Origin of the sequence: Kitasatospora sp. NPDC057965 (assembly GCF_042887135.1) — a bacterium.
In the GTDB taxonomy this organism is placed as follows: Bacteria; Actinomycetota; Actinomycetes; order Streptomycetales; family Streptomycetaceae; genus Kitasatospora.
The window spans coordinates 275,522-294,621 of the sequence record NZ_JBHVPZ010000002.1 but is presented as its reverse complement, the minus strand read 5'-3'; the positions used below and the strand labels follow the sequence as shown (position 1 = coordinate 294,621).

Genomic DNA, 19,100 nt, shown 5'->3' with positions numbered 1-19,100 from the left:
CACTGGGTAGCGGCGCATGTTCGTAGGGTAGTCCTCCCCGGGGTGGGAATCCGCCGAATCCTTCTGCTCGCCGACGAGGCGGGTGGCGGCCCGTCAGCCGGTGGTCACCCGGAGGTTGACGAGGAGGGCGGTGCCGTCGGCGGAGGTGGCGAGGACCCGTCCGGAGCGGTGCCAGTACGTGACGGTGCCGGCGTGACGGCGCACGCCGATCCGGGGATCGGAGGCGTCGCGGACGAGCAGGGTGAGCGCGGGCGCGGCGGACGGGCCGGTGCCGGCGTGGACGCGCAGGTCCGCCCCTTCCGGGACGGCCAGCGCCCAGTGCTCGCCGTCGGCGGCGGGGCCGGTCAACGCCCGGCCGTCGACGCCCAGTTCGACGGCGGGGAGGTCGGAGGTCCAGCGCAGGCGGGTGTGCTCCGACTCCCCCGCGAAGGCGGTGAGCAGGCTGCCGGCGGCCAGGGCCACCGGGTCGAGGGGAACGTCGGCGAGCGGCTCCTCGGCGAGGGCAGCGCCGGTGAGGGCCGCGCCGGTGAGGGCGTCGTCCACCCGCAGCCGGCCGCGCAGCTCCCAGCCGGGCAGGTCCCAGCGCCACACCTCGGTGAGCGGGGAGCCGTCGGGCAGCGGCGAGCGGACGACGGCCGCGCAGCCGCCCGGGGTACGCGTGATGCCCCCCAACAGTCGCTGCTCGCCGCCGAGTTCGCGCCACACCGCGGTCGGGCGCGGGGTCAGGGTGTCGAGCACGACGAGGACGCCCTCGTCCTCGGCGAGCAGATGCCGGCCGTCGAAGGACGGCGCCACCCGGCGGGCCCGCAGGGTGGTCCAGGGCCGGACGGTGCGGGTGGCGAGGTCGAGCCGGGCGAAGGCGCTCGACTCCGGGCCGTGGTCGGCGACCAGCAGCGCGCTGCCGCCGTGGTCGGCGAGGACGAGCCGGTCGGCGGGGGTGTCCCAGCGGGCGCGGGTGCGGCCGTCGAGGGCGAGCAGCCGCACGCCCGCCTGGCCGCAGGCGACCAGTACGGAGCCGGAGGCGAGCAGGGCGGCGTCCAGGACCGGGAGCGTGCCCGGACGGTCGGCGGCGGTGTACGCGGGGGCGGCCGTGCGCAGGCGGGGCAGCGGCCGGGGGCGGGCCAGGTCGGCGGCGGCCAGCGGGTCGGCGCGGCGCAGCAGTCCGTCGAACAGGGCCTTCTCGGCCGCGCCGCCCGGGCCACTGCCGTCGGCACCGCCGAAGCCGCCGTCGCGGACGGCGGCCCGGGCGGCGGCGGTGGCGAGTTCGCGGTCGGTGGCCACGTCGGCGGCCGGCAGGTCGGCGAGCGCGGCCGCGAGGGCGGAGCGGCCGGTGGTGTGCGGGTCGCCGTCGCCGTCGAGGACGGCGCGGGCCAGGGCGCGGGTGGCGTCGCCGGCGCCCAGCGCCAGCAGGTACGGCAGGGCGCGGCCGCGGACGGGGCCGCCGAGGGCGACGGCGTCCCGCAGGTCGGCGGCGAGCGTGGGGCGCAGCGCCGCGTCCGGCCAGGCCGCCTCGACGGCGCCGAGCCGGTCGCCGGCCGCGCGGCAGTGCTCGGCCCAGGCCGCGCGCAGGGCGCGGGCGGCCCGCGGGTCGACGGCGGCCAGGCGGTCGACGGCCGCGGCGAACGCGCCCCGGCGGTGGGCGGTGCGGACGGCGCGCTCGTGCTCGCCGGCCTGCCACCAGAGGCGGACCACCAGGTCGGCGGGCAGGTCGCGGCCCTCGGCGAGTTCGGCGGCCTGGGTGCGGCGGTCGTGCCGCTCCAGCAGGGCGACGGCCTCGGCGGGCGCGTCGAGCAGGTCGGCGAGGACAAACGCGGCCTCGTCGATCCGCCCCTGCTGCTCCAGGCGCTCGGCGGCGGCGCGGTAGAGCGCGGTGAGGTGGGCGTGGGCGGTGGGGCCGTGGAAGGGGCTCGTCACCGTCCGGCCGCCGGTCGCCGGGGTGGGGCGCAGCGGGCCGGTGAAGCGCTTGGGCAGGGTGAGGGTGAGCCAGCCGCGGGCGGTGGCCGCGGTCTGCTGCCCGGCGGCGAGCGGGAAGGCGTCGCGCAGGGCGTCCTCCCAGCGGTGCTGCTCGAAGGCCCGGGTGAGCTCGCGCAGGTAGCGGGCGTGGCGGCCGTGCAGCAGGTGGGCGGCGGGGGTGCGCAGGGTGAGGCGGGCCAGCAGGTCGCCGAGCCACGGGCGACCGGTGCGGCGCGGCGCGGCCGGCCCACCGGTGGGGGTGCCTGCGGTGCCGCCGCCCCCCTCCTGGGTGGCCCTTCTACCGAAGAGCAGTCCGTAGACGGCGCCCGAGACGGCTGCCACGACCACCACACGGCCCGGGTGGAGGCCGCCGTCCGCGAGGAGTCCGACGCCGTGGAGCACCACGAGTACCAGCGGCAGCACCACCGTCAGGGCGAGGATGACCTTCGCGGTGCGGGGGTCCACGGCGAGCTGCGGGCCACGCTGCCGCCGCGAGCGCGCGCCGGTGGCGGGCGGCTCCTCGGCGGTCAGCCGACGGGCCCGGTCGGACGGCGGCCGGATGCCGGCCGCCGTCCGCAGGTCCGGGCGGGGCAACGGCGGCAGGGACTCCTCGACGTGCTCGGCACGGGGGGCGGGGGCGACACCGAGCGGGCGCGGGCGGTGCAGGGTGAGTCCGCTCAGCAGCAGCCAGTCGGCGGGGTCCACCGTCGGCAGTTCGCCGATGATCTGACGTATCGTCAGACCGGCCTGCAGCAGGACGAGATGACCGGGGCCGGCGCCCTCCGAGGAGGCCCCCGGGGCGGCCAGCGCACCGCTTCCGGTGCGCTCCAGCGGCAGGCCGAGGGGCCGGTCGGCGCGCATCCGGACCGGCTCGGGCAGCGTCAGCAGCCAGCGTCCGTCCGGAAGTTCGCGCAGCATCGCACCGTCGCACCAGAGCGCCAGAACGCGGTCGGCGGCCTCGGCCGGGCCGATCAGCGGCACGTCGAAGACGAAGCCCGCGGCGTTCACTCGTCGCTCCCGAACAGGTGGTGGATCCGGCCGGTGGTGGCGTCGCCGACGACGATCCGCCCGGACGAGGTCTCGGCCGCGATCAGCGGCAGGGCGGGGTGCACGGCGGGCGGGACGGTGCCGCCGGAGAACCGGCTCAGGGTGCGGACGCCGTCGGCGCGGACCGCCCGGATCAGGCGGCCGCCCGCCGACCAGGTGATCAGCGCGGGCTCGCGGCCGTCGTGCACCAGGCCGAGCACCTCGGCGTTCTCCCGGAACGCCAGCCGCCGCTCGTCGCCGAGCCTGGTCCACACCGTCCAGTGCTTGCCGTCCTCCGACCAGGCGGCCGTCCCGCCCGCGTGCACCAGGTGCCGCGCCTGCGCGGCCTCCGGCAGCAGGGCGCGTTCGACCAGGCGCGGCTCACGGAACCGGTCGAAGCCGCGCTCGCGTTCCGTCCCCCGGCCGACCGGCCCGTCGTCGGTGACCGTGCCATCGGGGGCGATCCGGCGCCAGCGTCCGGCGACCGGGAGGAGCAGATCGTCCCCGGCGCGCAGCAGCGGCAGCACGGGGCGCCCCGCGAGGCGTGCCACCAAGCCCTCGTCCAGGCCGAGTTCGGCCGGTTCGACGGAGAGTTCCGCGGGACCGGCAAGCGGTCGGCCGCTGACGTACCGGAGCACCCGGCCCTGGGCGAGGTGCAGAGCGATCAGCCGGCGGCCGTGCCGTCCGGCGGCGATCACCTGGCCGTTCACGCGGTGCGCCTTGGGCCCTACGACGCCGCCGTGCCGCCGCTCGATGTCGCGCACGTCCACGGCGAGCAGCGTTCCGGCGTCCCGGCCGCGGGCGAGCAGGAACGGCGCCTCGGTGGTGAAGGTGGGCAGCCCCCGCCCGGGCGGAGCCGCCGCCGGCGACGGGGTGACGGGCTTCGGGGCGGCGCGCCGGAACTCCGCTCCGCGCAGCGCCCGGACGGCGATGTCGGCGGCGGGCAGCGGCAGTTCGAACTCCGCGCGGTCAAGACGGACGGTGACATGGGTGGCGCCCGCCGAGCCCCAGCGGGTCGCCTCGCTCGCGAGGACCCTGGGCAGGCCGGGGAGCCGGTCGGCGAGCCGGGGCGAGGTGAGCACCCAGGCCCGGTCGGCGGCGTCCAGCGTGGCGGCGGCGAACTCGACGTCCTCGGGCGTCGGTTCGGTGGTGCGGCGGGCCGCGAGCCAGGCGGGCAGCAGCTCGGCGGGCTCGCCCCCGAACCAGTGCACGGGCTCGTCACCGAGCACGCCGACCAGCAGCTCACCGCCCCTGGCGGTGGCCCGGCGGTGCAGCACCAGCAGCGCGGCCAGCTGGACGAGGCGCCCGGCGCCGGCCTGCGACGGGCCGGTGTCCACCATCGCGACCGTCCGGCCGCGCGCCGCGGTGGAATGGAACTCGGGTGCGAAGTAGAGCAGTTCACGGTCGACGAAGCGGCGCAGGAACTCCTCGGGGTACTCCTCGGCGAGCAGCCACTCGGCGGGCAGCAGCTGGTCGGGGCGCCCGGAGCGGCCGAGCCCGCCCAGGCCGTCCGGCTCCCCCGGTCCGTCGGTCACCGGCTCGCGCTCGCCCACGAGTACGTCGAGGCGGCGCAGCAACGGCCCGAGGGCGGTGGCGAGTTCGGGGGTGAGCGCGGACAGCGAACCGGCCCAGGCGGCCAGTCCGGCCGGCAGCGGGGCGGCGGTCATCGCGCGGGCTCCCCGGAGAGAGGCGCGAGCGCGTCCGGGTCGGTGGCGGGGGCGGGCCGGGCGGCGACGAGGGCGTGGCCGGGGACGAGCACGCAGAGGTCGCCGGGTTCGGCGCCCAGCGCGGTGCGCCACAGGGCGGGCGCGGGCCGGGGGCGGGCGGTGGTGGGGACGAGCAGCTCGCCGTCCTGGCCGAGGTAGCGGGCGCCGTCCGCCCACGGGAGGTCGACCTCCGCCCCGAGCACGAGCAGCGTGGTGTCGTCGGCGAGGACGCCGAGCCGCGCGCCGTCGGTGAGCCGCTCCCGGGTGGCGGCGGCCAGCGCGGGGACGGCGGCGCCGACGGCGAGCACGGCGGCGGCGGGCAGCGGCGGCTCGCGGCGCTCCCAGCGCAGGGCCACGGCGGGCGGCGCGAGCGGAGCGGGGGCGGCCGTCACGAGGGCGCGACCGCCGCGACGAGCTCGGCCCGTATGCCGGCGAGCGCGGCGGGCAGGTCGGCCGGGGCGAATCCGGCGTCGATCTCGCGCAGCGCGGCCTCCAGCCGGAGCCGGGAGTCGCGCCCCTCGGGGAGGTCACGGTGCTCGGCGAGCAGGGCGGCGCCGGTGCGGGCGAGGCGTTCGGCGCGCGCGGCGGTGCTGCGGGAGAGCTCCTCGGCGGCGTGCGTGAGGGATTCGTTGGCGGCCTTCTCGATGAGGTCGCCGAGGGTGTCGCGGGCCAGCGCCTGGGTGTCGGCGGTGGGGGCGATCAGCGGCAGCACCCACAGGTCGCGGGCACCGGCGACGTCCCGTCCGTCCAGGACGGCGGCGGCCGCCACCAGCCGCTGCGAGCGGACGGCCCGCCGGTCGCCGACGGGCACGCCGGCGGCGCGCAGTCGGCGCAGCGCGGTGGCGAGCAGCGGGGTGACGGCGTCGAGGTCGCAGCCGCGGGCGGCGGCGGTGAGCCGGTCGAGCGCGCCGAGCACGTCAGCGCCGGCGGCCGGAGCGGGCGCGGCGGGCCGCCGTCCGGCCTCCAGCAGTTCCTCAAGGCGGGCGTCGGCGACCGGCTCGACGAAGACCCGGGCGAGGAAGCGGTCGGCGAAGGCGGCGAGCGCCGGGTCCTCCGGCAGGTGGTTGGCCGCGCCGACGCAGACCCGCAGCGGGCTGGCGAGGACGGTGCCGCCGCGCCGGAAGACCCGCTCGTTGAGCAGGCCGAGCAGGGTGTTGAGGACGGCGGTGGAGCCGAGGAAGACCTCGTCGAGGAAGGCGATCTCGGCCTCGGGCAGCATGCCCGCCGTCTCGAACTCGACCCGGCCCTCGCGCAGGCCGCGCAGGTCGACGGGGCCGAACAGCTCGTTGGGTTCGGTGAACCGGCCGAGCAGGTACTCGAAGTAGCGGCCGCCGAGCTGCCCGGCCACCCGGCGCACGGCCTGCGACTTGGCGGTGCCGGGCGGGCCGACGACCAGCAGGTGTTCCCCCGCGACGGCGCAGAGCGCGACCACCTCGGCGACCGTCTCGCGGTCGACGGTGCCGCGCCCGGCGGCGGCGACGGCGGCGCCGATCAGTTCGGCGTCCGGTCGGAGCGCGGCGGAGCGGGCGTCGGGCGGGGTGCTGATGTGGGTCACGAGCACCGGAGTCTACGGGCCCCGGACCTGCCGTCACCAGCGGGTTTCCGTCGGCCCCGGCCGCGACCCGCGCCCCCGGGGGGCTTCGCCCGCCCGCGGCGTCTACGGATCGCTGACCGGTTGTAGACGCGCCGCTGGTGTCCTGCTCGGGCCCGCCGCCCCGACCGGACGCGGGCCATCGAACCGAAGGGGAACCCCGTGTCAGACACCTCCACCCGGGCCACCGGCGTCGGCGCCCGACTGGCGAGGCTGGCTCTCGCCGCGTGCACGCTGTCCGTGAGCGGCCTGGCCGTGCTCGCCGCACCCGCGGGCGCCACGACCACGGCCGCCGCACCGGCGGGCGCCGCGGCGACGGCCGTGGTCGAGCAGACGATCACGATCCAGGACCACCAGAACCACCACGCGCTGGCCACCGCGGACGGGGAGGGCTCGCGGATCGTCGCGCGCGGCTACCAGGACGCCTCCACCCGGTTCTGGATCTCCAACAAGCCGAACGGCCGGGTCGACTTCGTCCGCTCCGTCAACGGCACCGAGCGCGTGATCGAGATGGACCTCAACGACGGCCGGACGACGCAGTTCATCCACTGGTGGGCGGGCGACAACCAGCAGTGGACCCTGGAGGACGCCGCCGAGGGCGGAACGTATCTGCACAACGCCCGGGACAACCGCTGTCTGACCTACCACGGCCTGGACCGCGAGGTCACCGTCGAGACCTGCGACGGCAGCGCGTCCCAGCGGTTCGACCTGGTGCCGTCCGGCACCACCCCGCCCCCGTCTCCCCCGGCCGAGCAGCGCTTCCTCCAGCGCCTCAACGAACTGCGCGCCCGGTACGGCAAGGCGCCGGTGCGGCTCAACCCGACGCTCTCCCAGGCCGCCCAGTGCAACGCCGCCCAGATGGACCAGCGCCACGTCTCCGGCCACTTCTGCGCCTCGGACGCCGTCGCGCGCGGTCTCGGGTACAACGCGCGGGCCTGGGGCGAAATAGCCTTCTACGGTCCCACCAGCATCGATGCCGCCTTCGACGGCTGGGTCAACTCCTCCCCGCACCTCACGATCATGGTCGGCGACTACGCCGAGGTCGGGCTCTCCCAGGTGGGCGCGGCCTCCTGGAACGCCGACTTCGGCACCCGCTGAGACGCGTCCCCCGACGGGCCGGCCGGACCTCCTACGCCCGGAGGTCCGGCCAACCCTCGCGGTTCGAGCAGGACTCGTAGTCGTAGCGGGTGAGGTGGTCCCACTCCTCCCCCGTCGCGGTCTCGTAGGCCTCCTCGGGGGCGTGGAGCAGGGGCTCACCGCTGCGGAAGGAGTGGCGGGCGAACAGCGCGGGGTCGGCCAGCACCTGCTCGTACGCGGCGCGACCGGCGGCGACCACGGCGGCGCGGCCGTAGAGGAAGCTGTCGTCGCTCAGCGGCAGGGGCCGGTCGCTCGGGTCGTCCGGGTCCGCGGCGAGCTGGGTTCCGTACTCCTCGCGGTCGAGCCGGTACAGGGCCTCGGCGAGGCGCTCGCCGAAGCCGGTGATCTCGTCCACCGGTCCGGCGGCGAGCGCCTCGGTGAGACGTTCGCAGCCGGCGTCGAAGGTGGCGCAGACGGCGACGGCGGGCTCACCGCCGATCAGGTCGATCAGCTGCCAGAAGCGTTCCCAGGACAGCTCGGCGGGTGCCCCGTCGATGGCGATGGTGCTCACGGTCGTTCCGTTCCGTTGCGAAGGTGCGTCGGAACGGATCCTGGCACGCGCCACCGACAATCGGCCCCGGTCAGACCCACCGGCAGGTTCACCGAACAGCCGGCGGATGTCCGGCGGCGTCCCCGGCTCTGCTACGACCTGCGCCGCTGGTCGACGGTCTTCCCGCTGGGCATGACCGCAGTGGCCTCGCTGTCGACGGCCACCGCCGCCCGCGTGCACTGGCTCGACCCGCTCGGCCGGGCGTTGCTCTGGGTGGCGGCGGTCTGGGCGGTCGTCACCGTCGGCGCGCTGCGCCGGCTGCGGCTGCCGCGGCGCGGGCCGGGCGCGGCGGGCGGGTGACGTCCGACGGGCGGGCGCGGACGGCGGCGCGGTCTCAGTGCCCCGCCGCCGGCGCCAGCGGCCCCGCCGAGACGTCGAAGGCGTGTGTCACCTCCGGCGCGGTCCCGGGGCGCAGCAGGGCCCGGGCCTGCTCCTCGTCCCGGCGGTCGGTGGCGGTGAGCCGGCCGCCGTGCTGGGCCAGGTGCTCGGCCCAGGAGGAGACCAGGTAGGTCTCGACGAACCGCTCGGGTTCGCCGCCGTCCTGGTAGAGGCCCCAGCTGAGGGCGCCGGTGCGGCGGCGCGAGGCGGCGACCCGGCGCATCCGCGCGGTGAACGCGGCCCGGTGCTCCGCCTCCACCCGGTACTCGACGGTGACCAGCACCGGTCCGTCCGCGTCGCCCGGTTCGACCACCAGCGGGGGCTCGGGCCAGTGGCCGGACGGCGTCGGGTCGACCCGGTCGCCGTCGTACAGCGGCAGCCGGCGGGCGCCGAGCGCGCCGAGCAGCAGCACCGCGCCGGCGGTCAGCAGCGCGGCGCCCGGGCCGTGACGCTCGGCCAGCACGCCCCAGAGCGGGGCCGCCAGGGCCTGGCCGCCCTGGAAGACCAGCAGCTGGACGGCCAGGCCGCGGGCCCGCACCCAGCCGGGGAGCCGGGTCTGGACGGCCGCGTTGAGGGTGGACAGCACCCCGATCCAGGCCACCCCGGCGGGCAGCAGGGCGAGGCCGACGAGCCAGGGCAGCCGGACCGTCGCCAGCACGGCCAGCACCCCGGCGAGCGCGACGGTCCCCGCCACCAGGGTGCCGTTGGCCCCGAGCCGGCGGCGCATCAGCGGCAGCGCGAACGCCCCGCCCACCGCGCCGACGCCGACCGCGCCGAGCAGCAGCCCGTAGCCGCCGGGGCCGAGGCCCAGCGACCGGCGCGCGACCAGCGGCAGCAGCGCCCACAGCGCGCCCGCGCCGGGCACGAACAGCGCGGTGCGCAGCAGCACCCGCCGTACGCCCGGCGCGTGCCGGATGTAGCGGCGGCCCGCGTGCACGGCGGCGAGCAGTCCTTCGCCCCCGCCGGCCGGCCCGTCCTGCGGCGCGCTCCGGTGCCAGCGCAGCAGGACGACCAGGACGCCGAGGTAGGAGGCGGCGTTGAAGGCGAACACCCAGCCCGCGCCGGCCGCCGCGACCACCGCGCCGCCGATCGCCGGGCCGACCGCCCGCGCGAGGTTCATGTTGACGGCGCCGAGCGCCGCCGCCTGCCCGAGCTGCCGGCGCTCCACCAACTCCGGTTGGACGGCCTGCCAGGCCGGGCCCATCACGGCGGTGCCGCAGCCGAGCAGGAAGGTGAGGCCGAGCAGCGGACCGGGGGTCAGCGCGCCGGCGAAGGCCAGCACCGCGAGGACGGTGGCGACGACGAGCATCACGAGCTGCGAGGCGACCAGCACCGAACGGCGGTCACGGCGGTCGGCCAGCACCCCGGAGGGCAGCGCCAGCAGGACCACCGGCAGGCTCGCGGCCGTCTGCACCAGCGCCAGCAGGGCGGCGTCGTGGCCGACCAGCAGCCACTGGGCGCCGACGGTCTGCATCCAGCTGCCGACGTTGGAGACGAGTTGGGCGATCCACAGGGCGCGGAAGACCCGGCCGGTGAGCGGGGCCCACGCGGAGTCGTCCGCCGGGCGTCGGGCGGGGGTGGTGGTCTCTGTGCTCATACCGGTCCGTTGCGGGTGGGGGTCGGGGCGCGGCCCGACGCGGCGGCCGTGGGGGTTGCCGCGGTCCGGCGTCGGCCGTACGGAGGCTAGGACGGGCCGCGCGCCCTGGTGCGCCCGCGGGCGCACCGGCGCTGCCCCGGGAGTGCACGGGTCCGCGCGGTCCGTCCGCCGGCCTCAGACGTCCCTGCGGTGCGCGGCGGCCGTCGCGACCAGGACCGCGCCCACCGCCCAGCCCGCGAAGGCGAGCCACGACCCGAGCGCGGTGGCCGGGTACGGCGGCGCCAGCACCTGCGTCGGGTCGGGCGTGGCCAGCCGCCGCCAGGCGATGAACGGCATGGCGTGCTCGACCACCGCCGACCAGCGGTGGTCCTCGTTGAACGAGGCGGGCAGCAGGAACAGCACCAGCACGGTGATCACCACGCTCGCGGCGGCGTGCCGCACCAGCGTCCCCAGCCCGAAACCGATCAGCGCGCAGACCGGGGCGAGGGCGGCGGCCCCGGCAACAGCCTGCAGCACCCCGGGATCGGCGAGCGACACCCCGGCGTGCCGTCGGCCGAGCAGGGCCTGGGCGAGTCCGAAGGAGACACCCGAAGCGCACACGCCGAGGCCGAGCATGACCGCCGCCAGCACCCCGGCCTTGGCCAGCAGCACCGCCCGGCGGTCCGGGACGGCGGCGAAGGTGGTGCGGATCATCCCGGTCGTGTACTCGCCGACGATCACCGCGGCGCCGACGCCTCCCGCGAGGAGCATCAGGAGGTCGGCGGCCAGCCCGGTGAACGAGGCGTTCACCGCCACGGCGACGACTCCGGAGCCGGGCGGCGGGCCACCTGGCTCGGTGTGCGTGTAGGTGTAGCGCGCGGCGTTGAGGTTGACGGCGACCAGGACGAGCACGCCGAGGCCCAGCACCCAGGGGATCGAGCGCAGGGACCAGAACCTGATCCACTCGGCGGCGAGCAGGTCGCGCAGGCGCGGCCGGGGTTCGGTGGTGGCGGTGCCGATCGTCGCGGTGGTCATCGCGGCCCTCCGGCGGGGTGGTCGACGCGGTCGGCGGTGAGCGCCATGAACGCCTCCTCCAAGGAGGCCGTGCGGGTGGTCAGTTCGAGCAGCGGGATCCGGTGGTCGAGGGCGAGCGCGCCGATCCGCGCGGCGTCCAGGCCGGTCACGGCGAGCGCGCCGTCCGCCTCCGCGCGCGACACCGTGCCACCGGCCGCCGTCAGAACGCCCGCCAGCGCCTCGGGTTCGGCCGCGCGCACGGTCACCCCCGGCCGGGCGCCGGCCGGCCCCGTACCTCGGGCGGCGAATTCGGCCACGCTCTCGGCGGCGATCAACCGACCGCGTCCGATGACCACCAACCGGTCCGCTGTGTGCTCCATCTCGCTCATCAGATGACTGGAGACGAACACCGTCCGCCCCTCCGCCGCCAGATTCCGGAACAGACCGCGCACCCAGCGCACCCCCTCCGGGTCCAGCCCGTTCAGCGGCTCGTCGAACAGCAGCACCGGCGGATCGCCGAGCAGCGCCGCCGCGATCCCGAGCCGCTGCTTCATCCCGAGCGAGTACCCGCCGATCCGACGCCCGGCCGCCCCGGCGAGCCCCACCTCCTCCAGTACCGCGTCCACCCGGGCGCGCGGCACGGCGTTGCCCCGGGCCAGCGCCCGCAGATGGGCACGGCCGCTGCGCCCGCCGTGCACGTCGCCCGCGTCCAGCAGCGCGCCGACGTGCCGCAGACCGCGCGGCCGCTCCCGGAACGGGCGGCCGCCGACGGTCGCCGTCCCGCCGGTGGGCTCGCTCAGCCCCAGGATCATCCGCAGCGCGGTGCTCTTCCCGGCGCCGTTCGGTCCCAGGAACCCGGTGACCTGACCCGGGTGGACGGCGAAGGTGAGGTCGTCGACGGCGGTGGTGCGGCCGTAACGCTTCGTCAGTCGGTGCACTTCGATCATGCCGACCACGGTGCCGCCGAACGGCCGGGCGGCACATCGGCCCCGGGCCGACACCCGCCCGGCCCCGCAGTCACCTCCGGGCGTACACCCGTGGTCCGATGCCGCGCCGCAGGCCGCCTCGTTACGATCACCGCATGTCCGCGACGCCCCCGCCACCGATACTCCTCCCGCCCCGGCTCCGGCGGGTGCCGCCCGGCGCCTGGACGGCGCTCGCGTGGTGCGTCTCGCTGCTCTACCCCTCCCTCGTCCTCGGCGCCGTCCCCGGCCGCCCGGCCTCCGCGGACGGCAGACTCGCCCCGCCCGCGCCGCAGGACTGGGCGACCGCCGCCTTCACCACTCCCGTCGCGTTCCTCGCCGCCGCTCTGCTGCGCCGCCGGCCGCGCACGGCCGTCGCCCTGCTGCTCGCCGCCACCGTGGCGCAGACCAAGGCCTGGCGCTGGGAGCTCGAACTGCCGCCGACCGCGCTGCTCGCGGTCGCCGCCGCCCTCTGCCTGGTCACGGCCGCCGAACCGCGCCGGACCTCACGGGCCGCACTGGCCATGGTGCTGGGCACGCTGACCTTCCATCTGATCCTCTCCCCCGCCCTCGGCGGCGGTCTGCTGCTCACCGGCACCCGGATCGGCGCCAACGACGCCGGCGTGCTGATCGCCGTCATCGCCTGGCTGGTGGGCCGCTCGGTGCACCAGTCCCGGGAGCACGCCGAGGCGTTGAGCACCCGGGCGGCGGCCGAGGCGGTCACCGCCGAACGCCTGCGGATCGCCCGCGAGATGCACGACACCGTGGCCCACAGCATCGGCATCGTCGCCCTCCAGGCGGGCGCGGCCCGCCGGGTCATCGACACCCGGCCGGACCGGGCGCGCGAGGCCCTCGGCGAGATCGAGACCGCCGGCCGGGAGACGCTGGCGGGCCTGCGCCGGATGCTCGGCGCGCTGCGCCGGGCCGACGACACCGCCGAGCCCGTGAGCGCCGCGCTGCGTCCACCGGGCCTGGCCGACCTCGACGGGCTGACCGCCGCCACCACGGCGGCGGGCGTGCGGGTCGACGTCCGGTGGCAGGGCGAACGGCGGCCGCTGCCACCGGAGATCGACCTGGCGGCGTTCCGGATCGTCCAGGAGTCGGTGGCCAACGTGGTCCGCCACGCCGCCGCCCCGTCCTGCCGGGTCACCGTCGACCACCGGCGTCCGGCGGAGCTCTCCATCGAGGTCACCGACCGCGGCCGTGGCCACGGCACCGACGCCGGGGCCGGCTACGGCCTGGCGGGCCTGCGCGAGCGGGTCGCCCTGCTGCACGGCGAGTTCGACGCCGCGCCGCGCCCCGGCGGCGGCTTCCGGGTCGCCGCCCGCCTGCCGGTCGCCGAGGCGGCGACCCGGTGACGGCCCCCGCCCGCGCCGTCCGCGTCGTCCTCGCCGACGACCAGCCGCTCGTCCGGGCCGCGCTGGAGATGGTGATCACCGAGGCGCCCGACCTGGAGGTGGTCGGCGAGGCCGCCACCGGTGCCGAGGCCGTCCGGCTCGCCGAGGAACTGCGGCCCGACGTCGTGGTGATGGACCTGCGGATGCCCGTGCTCGACGGCATCGAGGCCACCCGCCGGGTGACGGCCGGACCGGACCCGGCCCGGGTCGTCGTGCTCACCACCTTCGACGAGGACGAGAACGTGCACGCGGCCCTGCGCGCCGGGGCGTCCGGCTTCCTCGTCAAGGACATGGCCCTGGACGACATCCTCGGCGCGATCCGGGTGGTGGCCGCCGGCGACGCCCTGATCGCCCCGAGCGTCACCCGCCGCCTGATCGCCGAGTTCGCCGCCCGCCCCGCCCCCGCTTCCCCCACGTCTCGCCCGGGCGCTTCCCCGGACGACCGGCTGACCGGCATCACCGACCGCGAACGCGAGATCCTCACCCTCGTCGGCCGGGGGCTGTCCAACACCGAGATCGCCGGCGAACTCGTGCTCAGTCCGGCCACCGTGAAGACCTACATGACCCGGCTGCTCACCAAGCTCGCCGCCCGCGACCGCGTCCACCTGGTCATCCTGGCCTACGAGTCCGGCCTGGTCGGCGCCCGGGGATGATCCCGTCGGCGTGTGGGGGCCGCGGCCCGGCCCCCACACGCCGCAGCGGGCGCGGGGCCGCCTGGAGCCGGTACGCCGCCGGAGACCACCAGCGCTGACCCGCCCCCTGGGTGCGCCGGTGGGACACGGGAGCCGTTTCTGACGGCCGGGGTGGTTGCGGTGGCTCCCGGCCTCGTCAGGCCGGCCGATTGTTCGCCGGTGTGGTCTGCGGACTGCCGGGATCAGGGGCGGGCAGCGGCCAGGTGGGGTGGGCGAGATGATGGCGCAGGGCGTCGAGCCGGGCGAGGTGGTGGTCGAGGGCGGCGTTGACGGTGCTCGTGGTGGCGGCCACTCGCGCTTCGAGGTCGTGGATCCGGTCCAGGAGGTCCTGCCAGCGCCTTTCGGCGGCGGTGGCAGGGTCAGGCGCGGCGTCGGTCGCTGTCATCGCGGAGCCGGGTGGTGTGGTGGGTGAGGGCGTCGAGGCGGGTGGCGAGGTCGCCCTGGCTGGTGCCGAGGTGGGGGCGGACGGCGGCGAGAGGCTCTATGAGGTCGGCGGGGTCGGTGGCGCCGAGGGCGGCGATCAGGGCAGCCTGGGCGGGACGGGCGTCGGGAGCGAGTGCGGCCGTGGTGATCTCGGCGGCGAGGACCCGCAGCTCGGCGGCGTGGTCGCGGGCCCAGACGGTGACCGATCGGTCGGCGGCCCGCCGGTCACGGACGGCCTTGACCCGTTCGGCGCCGGTACCGGACCGCGAAGCGCCGCCGGCGGAGGGCTTGAGGCGCAGGTAGCGGTTCTCGGCGGCCTGGCGGCTGGCAACGCCCATCGGGTGGGCGAGGTCGGCCCAGGTGGCGCCGGCCTGCCGGGCGCTCTCCACCAGGCCGGCTTCCCAGCCGGCGAGCTGGCCGCGCAGTTCGCGCAGCAGGACGAGTGCGGCCAGGGCCTGCTCGGGGCCACCGTGCTCGTCAGGGGTGGTCGGGGGCGGGGACGTCGGGTTCTGGGCGGTGCGGACGGCGTGGTCGATGGCCGCCAGGGCCGCCGCAGCTGCCAGGAACGGGACCGGCTCGACCGGCGGGAAGGCGTCTGAGGCGGCCCTGCGGGACTTCTCGCTCATGCAGTCACTCTATAGGCGACACGGCAACTTGTCATCGGATGGATGACGCGCTAGAAAGGAGTCAGGTGAAGCGCACTGGCACCCATTCGATCCATGGAGGTGTTTCGCAATGCTGCTGCGCACTGACCCGTTCCGCGAGCTGGACCGGCTGACCCAGCAGTTCCTCAACACGACCGGCACCTGGTCGCGTCCGACGCCGATGCCGCTGGACGCCTACCGGTCCGGCGACGAGTACGTGATCTGCTTCGACCTGCCGGGGGTCGACCCGGAGGCGATCGACATCGACGTCGAGCGGAACATGGTGACCGTCAAGGCCGAGCGCCGCCCGCGCCAGGAAGGCGAGGGCATCAAGTGGGAGCTGTCCGAGCGCCCCCTCGGCGTGTTCTCCCGCCAGGTCATGCTCTCCGACACCCTCGACCCCGCCGGGATCACCGCCGACTACGACGCCGGCGTGCTGACCCTGAAGATCCCGGTCGCCGAGAAGGCCAAGCCCCGCAAGATCGAGATCAGCCACAGCGGAAGCCGCAAGCAGATCCAGGCCTGACCCGTTCCCCGATGCCGTTCCGGCCGCCCCTGATCTCTCCCCCCTCGATCGAAAGGGGCGGCCGGAACACCCCTCGACCGCCGGGCCGGCATCGCCCGGGCCGGCCTGCCCGCAGCGACGCGGAAACGCCATGAACGGCCAGAGCAACCAGCCCTTCATCGTGCGAGCCCACGGAGAGATCGACCTCGACACCGCCCCCTCGCTGCGCCGTGCTCTGGCCACCGCGCTCGAGTCGCACCGGGAGGTGGTGCTGGATCTGTCGGAGGTGACGTTCATGGACTGCGCGGGCCTGGGCGCCCTGGTCCGGGCCCGCAACCAGGCCGACCGGTGCGGTGCCCGCCTGGTCCTGCGCGGGGCCGGGCGCTGCGTGGTGCGGCTGCTCAAGCTGACCGGTCTGCACCGGCGCCTGGCCGTCGAGCCCTGACCGGCGGCGGGCGGCGTACCGGGCAGGCCGGGACGGAGGGAGAACCGCGATGACGCTTCGATGGGAGACGTTCCTGGAAGAGGTCCGGGAACGCGGTGAGTACGACAGCCCGCAGGAGGCCGAGCGGGCCGCCCGGGTGGTCCTGGCCCTGCTCGGCGCCCATCTGGTCGGCGAGGTACGGGCCGAACTGGCCGCCCGACTGCCCGAGACCATGGCCCTGATCCTGCTCAACCCGCTGCAGGCCGCCGAGCCCCTCAACGCCGAGCGGTTCGTGCGCGCGACCGCGGCCTGGGTCGAGGGCGCCACCGACGCCACGGCCCTGTGGGACGTCGGCGCCGTCCTGTCCACGGTGGCCGACGCCGCCGGCGACGACCTCACCCGGCGCGTCCTGCTCCAGCTGCCGCCCGGCTACGACCTGCTGTTCGGCCGTCCCACCGCAGGGACACGACCCTGACCACCCCTCACCCGCCGCCGGCCCGCCGTCGGCCCGCCCCTGGAAGGCCCCACGGTCATGACCCGCTACCGCCACCTCCTCCAGCAGGTCCGCAACCTCGGCCGCTACACCACCAACGAGGAAGCCGAACGCGTCCTCGACGCCGTCCTGGCCCTCCTCGGCTCCCAGCTCACCGGCGACGAACGCTGCGACCTCGCCGCCGCCCTGCCCGAACGGGCCCGCGCCGTCTTCGCCACCCAGATCCCCCTGCCCCGTCCCGTCACCGCCCCCGCCTTCGTCGAGACCCTCGCCCACACCCTGGGCACCAGCCTCACCGCCGCCCGCTGGGACGCCTCCTCCGTCCTGACCACCCTCACCACCCTCACCGACGACACCCTCACCGACCGCCTCCTCACCCACCTGCCCCGCGACTACGCCCTGCTGTTCGGCCGCGCGGACCTGGCCGCCGTCGCCTGAGCGGCGGGCCCGACCCGCCAGCGCGGGAGCGCTCCGAGCTGCCCTGGCAAGCACCCAACCGCACACCGGATGAGGCGAGGCGACCGATGGACGGACCCCACCGCTACGCGGTCACCCTGCCCGGCCGGCCCGGCCGGCATGGGCCGCCCGAGGTCGTCGTCGTCCATCTCACCGGTGCGTACACCGCTGCCGGTGTAGCCGCCATCGGCCCGGACCAGCGCAAACAGGTGGTGCGCGGCAGCCACCTGGGCGAGCAGGACATGGGCGGCGGCGCGGTCGCCGATGTCCGCCGAGGTGACCATCACCCCCAGCAGCAGACCGAGCGTGTCGACCACCACGTGGCGCTTGCGGCCGTTGATCAGCTTGCCGCCGTCGAAGCCGCGGCTGTCGGCGCCGACGACGGCGTCCGCCTTGATGGACTGGGAGTCGATCACGCCCGCGCTCGGCTCCGGATCCCGCCCCGCCCTCTCCCGGACCCTTCCACGCAACCGGTCGTGGAACTCCTTCACCAGACCGTGGTCGCGCCAGCGGCGGAAGAACGCGTAGACCCGGTCCCACGGCGGGAAGGCGGCCGGCATCGCCCGCCACTTCGATCCGTTGTCGACGAGGCAGCGGATCGCGTCCAACATCACGCGGTGGCAGTAGGCCTCCGGCTGACCGCCCCGGCCTCGCAGCCAGGCCGGCACCGGAAGCAGCGGCCGCACCACCGCCCACTCCGCGTCCGACATGTCCGTCGGGTAGCGGCGCGCACGGACCCCGCGGTCGGCGGCATTCCCGAACCGGTGAGCGAGGCAGTTACACGCGAGGGTGACCGAAGTCGATGGGGATCTTTGAACCTCCTCACCCTGTGCTGAGGATGGCCCCGGAGTTGCTCGCCTTGATTCCTCAGGCGTGCACGTGCTGATCTGCGGGTGGATGCCGAACTCGACGGCTGGCTCTTGATCGGGTGGCTGGGTGGGCATGTGGGAGCGGTCTCAGGGTTCGATGGAGAGGTGTTCGATGAGGTCGTCGCGCAGCGTGAATCGATAGCGGAGATCGATGGTGCCGCCGGGGAAGTTGCCTTCGAGGCGGTGTGTGGCGATGTAGTGGGCCGTGTCGGTCTGCTGAGCGTTCGTGAGGTCGATGGTGTAGGTGAATTCGGTGGCGGAGTGGTCCAGCCACCGCTCGATCGCGGCGCTGCCCTGGTAGGTGTTGCCGTCGTCGATCACTGTGGCGTCGTCGGTGAACGTCGTGACCGCGGTGGCGGTGTCGTGGGCGCGGTGCGCTGTGAGGTAGCGAGTGATCACCTCGGGCAGGTCGTCCGGGGTGATGGTCCGGGGCTGGTTGTCGTGCATGACGCTCCTGATGGTGGTGGCGGGTTCAGACGGTGGGGGTGGTGCCGCCGTCGATGACGTGTTCGGCGCCGACGATGGCCGAGGCGCGGTCGGAAACGAGGAAGGCGACGAGCTCGGCGACCTCCTCGGGCCGGTTGGGACGGCCGAGCGGGATGCCTCCCAGGGAGTCCATCAGCCGGCCCAGCGCCGCTTCCTGGCTGATGCCGACGTCGTGGGCGATCCGGGCGACGAGGTTGTCGGCGGCCGAGGTCTGGACGAAGCCGGGTGAGACGGTGTTGACGCGGACGCCGTGCGGGGCGACCTGGGTGGCCAGGCCCTTGCTGTACGTGGTCAGGGCGGCCTTGGCGGCAGCGTAGGCCAGGGTGCCGTTCCACAGCGGCATGCGGCGCTGGATCGAGGTGACGTGCACGACCACGCCCTTGCCCGTGGCGATCATGTGCGGCAGGAGTGCGCGGTCCAGGCGGACGGCGGCCAGCAGGTTCGTGTTCAGCTCCCGGGCCCAGTCGTCCTCTCCGAGCGCGGCGAATCCTCCTGCCGATGCCTCGGAGCCGCCGAGGGTGTTGACCAGGATGTCGACGCCTCCCACGCGGGCGTCCACCTCGGAGGCGACGTGGGCGGCGCCCTGGGCGGTGGACAGGTCGGCGGTGATGAACGCCTTCTCCTCGACGTCGTCGGGGCGGCTGCGGGCGGTGACCAGCACGGTCGCGCCGGCCTCGGTGAGGCGTCGGGCGATCGCGGCTCCGGTGCCCTTGGTGCCGCCGGTGACCAGAGCGCGTCGGCCCTCGAGGGATTCGCTGATGGATGTGGTCACGGTGTGCTCCGTTCCCGGGTGCGGGCATACGAGGCGCCGCCCCGTC

The 19,100-nt window shown here is 76.1% G+C and carries 20 protein-coding genes and 2 pseudogenes; 9 read left to right on the top strand and 13 right to left on the bottom strand.

Going from position 1 to position 19,100, the window contains the following annotated elements; genetic code table 11:
* Window positions 1-93: 93 nt before the first annotated feature.
* Genes ACFVVU_RS03255 through ACFVVU_RS03240 form a run of 4 tightly spaced genes read right to left on the bottom strand, consistent with a single transcriptional unit; the run spans window position 94 to window position 6,240 of the window.
* Entirely contained in the window at window positions 94-2,961 is a 2,868-nt protein-coding gene (locus ACFVVU_RS03255) for a bpX6 domain-containing protein (RefSeq protein WP_387788150.1), read from the bottom strand.
* Window positions 2,958-4,646, bottom strand: a complete 1,689-nt coding sequence (locus ACFVVU_RS03250; protein WP_387788148.1) for a hypothetical protein — start codon at window positions 4,644-4,646, stop codon at window positions 2,958-2,960. Before ACFVVU_RS03250 ends, ACFVVU_RS03255 begins: the two co-directional genes overlap by 4 nt.
* Entirely contained in the window at window positions 4,643-5,077 is a 435-nt protein-coding gene (locus ACFVVU_RS03245; protein WP_387788146.1) for a hypothetical protein, read from the bottom strand. Before ACFVVU_RS03245 ends, ACFVVU_RS03250 begins: the two co-directional genes overlap by 4 nt.
* Complete coding sequence (locus tag ACFVVU_RS03240; protein WP_387788144.1) at window positions 5,074-6,240, bottom strand: AAA family ATPase; 1,167 nt, start codon at window positions 6,238-6,240, stop codon at window positions 5,074-5,076. The genes ACFVVU_RS03245 and ACFVVU_RS03240 overlap by 4 nt, the downstream gene beginning before the upstream one ends.
* 198 nt (window positions 6,241-6,438) lie before the next feature.
* Here ACFVVU_RS03240 and ACFVVU_RS03235 point away from each other — a divergent pair, with 198 nt between their 5' ends.
* Window positions 6,439-7,374, top strand: a complete 936-nt coding sequence (locus ACFVVU_RS03235) for a CAP domain-containing protein (RefSeq protein ID WP_380685567.1) — start codon at window positions 6,439-6,441, stop codon at window positions 7,372-7,374.
* A gap of 31 nt (window positions 7,375-7,405) precedes the next feature.
* On the opposite strand, the gene ACFVVU_RS03230 is transcribed toward ACFVVU_RS03235, so the two are convergent.
* A complete protein-coding gene (locus ACFVVU_RS03230; protein ID WP_387788142.1) occupies window positions 7,406-7,924 on the bottom strand; it encodes a DUF4240 domain-containing protein in 519 nt (172 codons plus the stop codon).
* Between the two features lie 171 nt (window positions 7,925-8,095).
* Here ACFVVU_RS03230 and ACFVVU_RS03225 point away from each other — a divergent pair, with 171 nt between their 5' ends.
* Window positions 8,096-8,263, top strand: coding sequence for a hypothetical protein (locus ACFVVU_RS03225; RefSeq protein WP_387788140.1), 168 nt, complete (start codon window positions 8,096-8,098; stop codon window positions 8,261-8,263).
* Between the two features lie 34 nt (window positions 8,264-8,297).
* On the opposite strand, the gene ACFVVU_RS03220 is transcribed toward ACFVVU_RS03225, so the two are convergent.
* From ACFVVU_RS03220 to ACFVVU_RS03210, 3 genes are all read right to left on the bottom strand, one after another.
* Window positions 8,298-9,938 carry an MFS transporter gene (locus ACFVVU_RS03220; RefSeq protein WP_387788139.1) on the bottom strand — a complete coding sequence of 547 codons (1,641 nt, stop codon included), beginning with the start codon at window positions 9,936-9,938 and terminating at the stop codon, window positions 8,298-8,300.
* A gap of 174 nt (window positions 9,939-10,112) precedes the next feature.
* Window positions 10,113-10,952, bottom strand: coding sequence for an ABC transporter permease (locus tag ACFVVU_RS03215; protein ID WP_387788137.1), 840 nt, complete (start codon window positions 10,950-10,952; stop codon window positions 10,113-10,115).
* On the bottom strand, window positions 10,949-11,878 hold the full coding sequence (locus ACFVVU_RS03210) for an ABC transporter ATP-binding protein (RefSeq protein ID WP_380685561.1): 930 nt from the start codon (window positions 11,876-11,878) through the stop codon (window positions 10,949-10,951). Before ACFVVU_RS03210 ends, ACFVVU_RS03215 begins: the two co-directional genes overlap by 4 nt.
* Before the next feature lie 134 nt (window positions 11,879-12,012).
* On the opposite strand from ACFVVU_RS03210, the gene ACFVVU_RS03205 reads away from it, so the two are divergent.
* Window positions 12,013-13,251, top strand: a complete 1,239-nt coding sequence (locus ACFVVU_RS03205) for a sensor histidine kinase (RefSeq protein ID WP_387788134.1) — start codon at window positions 12,013-12,015, stop codon at window positions 13,249-13,251.
* Window positions 13,248-13,943, top strand: coding sequence for a response regulator (locus ACFVVU_RS03200; RefSeq protein WP_387788132.1), 696 nt, complete (start codon window positions 13,248-13,250; stop codon window positions 13,941-13,943). Before ACFVVU_RS03205 ends, ACFVVU_RS03200 begins: the two co-directional genes overlap by 4 nt.
* A 175-nt stretch (window positions 13,944-14,118) precedes the next feature.
* Here the strand turns inward: ACFVVU_RS03200 and ACFVVU_RS03195 are convergent, their stop codons facing one another.
* Both ACFVVU_RS03195 and ACFVVU_RS03190 read right to left on the bottom strand, forming a co-directional pair.
* On the bottom strand, window positions 14,119-14,367 hold the full coding sequence (locus ACFVVU_RS03195) for a hypothetical protein (RefSeq protein ID WP_387788130.1): 249 nt from the start codon (window positions 14,365-14,367) through the stop codon (window positions 14,119-14,121).
* The gene (locus ACFVVU_RS03190) at window positions 14,342-15,031 is read right to left on the bottom strand and encodes a hypothetical protein (protein ID WP_387788128.1); all 690 of its coding nucleotides are present in this window, start codon (window positions 15,029-15,031) and stop codon (window positions 14,342-14,344) included. Before ACFVVU_RS03190 ends, ACFVVU_RS03195 begins: the two co-directional genes overlap by 26 nt.
* A gap of 109 nt (window positions 15,032-15,140) precedes the next feature.
* On the opposite strand from ACFVVU_RS03190, the gene ACFVVU_RS03185 reads away from it, so the two are divergent.
* The 5 genes and pseudogenes from ACFVVU_RS03185 to ACFVVU_RS03165 form a co-directional block, all read left to right on the top strand.
* Window positions 15,141-15,575, top strand: a complete 435-nt coding sequence (locus tag ACFVVU_RS03185; RefSeq protein WP_380684099.1) for an Hsp20/alpha crystallin family protein — start codon at window positions 15,141-15,143, stop codon at window positions 15,573-15,575.
* Window positions 15,576-15,705: 130 nt separating this feature from the next.
* Window positions 15,706-15,999, top strand: coding sequence for an STAS domain-containing protein (locus tag ACFVVU_RS03180; protein WP_387788126.1), 294 nt, complete (start codon window positions 15,706-15,708; stop codon window positions 15,997-15,999).
* Window positions 16,000-16,048: 49 nt separating this feature from the next.
* On the top strand, window positions 16,049-16,453 hold the full coding sequence (locus ACFVVU_RS03175; RefSeq protein ID WP_387788124.1) for a DUF2267 domain-containing protein: 405 nt from the start codon (window positions 16,049-16,051) through the stop codon (window positions 16,451-16,453).
* A gap of 57 nt (window positions 16,454-16,510) precedes the next feature.
* Window positions 16,511-16,909, top strand: coding sequence for a DUF2267 domain-containing protein (locus ACFVVU_RS03170; protein WP_387788122.1), 399 nt, complete (start codon window positions 16,511-16,513; stop codon window positions 16,907-16,909).
* 86 nt (window positions 16,910-16,995) lie between these two features.
* Window positions 16,996-17,055 (top strand): annotated as a pseudogene (locus ACFVVU_RS03165) (hypothetical protein); the annotation flags it as partial.
* Between the two features lie 42 nt (window positions 17,056-17,097).
* Here the strand turns inward: ACFVVU_RS03165 and ACFVVU_RS03160 are convergent.
* The 3 genes and pseudogenes from ACFVVU_RS03160 to ACFVVU_RS03150 all read right to left on the bottom strand — a co-directional run.
* Window positions 17,098-17,637, bottom strand: a pseudogene (locus tag ACFVVU_RS03160) (IS5 family transposase); the annotation flags it as partial.
* A gap of 246 nt (window positions 17,638-17,883) precedes the next feature.
* Entirely contained in the window at window positions 17,884-18,243 is a 360-nt protein-coding gene (locus ACFVVU_RS03155; protein WP_380684095.1) for a nuclear transport factor 2 family protein, read from the bottom strand.
* Window positions 18,244-18,268: 25 nt separating this feature from the next.
* The gene (locus ACFVVU_RS03150; RefSeq protein ID WP_387788119.1) at window positions 18,269-19,054 is read right to left on the bottom strand and encodes an SDR family oxidoreductase; all 786 of its coding nucleotides are present in this window, start codon (window positions 19,052-19,054) and stop codon (window positions 18,269-18,271) included.
* Window positions 19,055-19,100 lie beyond the last annotated feature (46 nt).

Coding starts and splice junctions, on each gene's coding strand:
- ACFVVU_RS03250 (WP_387788148.1), bottom strand. CDS start 4,646: ATGACCGCCGCCCCGCTGCCGGCCGGACTGGCCGCCTGGGCCGGTTCG.
- ACFVVU_RS03225 (WP_387788140.1), top strand. CDS start 8,096: ATGACCGCAGTGGCCTCGCTGTCGACGGCCACCGCCGCCCGCGTGCAC.
- ACFVVU_RS03220 (WP_387788139.1), bottom strand. CDS start 9,938: ATGAGCACAGAGACCACCACCCCCGCCCGACGCCCGGCGGACGACTCC.
- ACFVVU_RS03215 (WP_387788137.1), bottom strand. CDS start 10,952: ATGACCACCGCGACGATCGGCACCGCCACCACCGAACCCCGGCCGCGC.
- ACFVVU_RS03210 (WP_380685561.1), bottom strand. CDS start 11,878: ATGATCGAAGTGCACCGACTGACGAAGCGTTACGGCCGCACCACCGCC.
- ACFVVU_RS03205 (WP_387788134.1), top strand. CDS start 12,013: ATGTCCGCGACGCCCCCGCCACCGATACTCCTCCCGCCCCGGCTCCGG.
- ACFVVU_RS03195 (WP_387788130.1), bottom strand. CDS start 14,367: ATGACAGCGACCGACGCCGCGCCTGACCCTGCCACCGCCGCCGAAAGG.
- ACFVVU_RS03190 (WP_387788128.1), bottom strand. CDS start 15,031: ATGAGCGAGAAGTCCCGCAGGGCCGCCTCAGACGCCTTCCCGCCGGTC.
- ACFVVU_RS03185 (WP_380684099.1), top strand. CDS start 15,141: ATGCTGCTGCGCACTGACCCGTTCCGCGAGCTGGACCGGCTGACCCAG.
- ACFVVU_RS03180 (WP_387788126.1), top strand. CDS start 15,706: ATGAACGGCCAGAGCAACCAGCCCTTCATCGTGCGAGCCCACGGAGAG.
- ACFVVU_RS03175 (WP_387788124.1), top strand. CDS start 16,049: ATGACGCTTCGATGGGAGACGTTCCTGGAAGAGGTCCGGGAACGCGGT.
- ACFVVU_RS03170 (WP_387788122.1), top strand. CDS start 16,511: ATGACCCGCTACCGCCACCTCCTCCAGCAGGTCCGCAACCTCGGCCGC.
- ACFVVU_RS03155 (WP_380684095.1), bottom strand. CDS start 18,243: ATGCACGACAACCAGCCCCGGACCATCACCCCGGACGACCTGCCCGAG.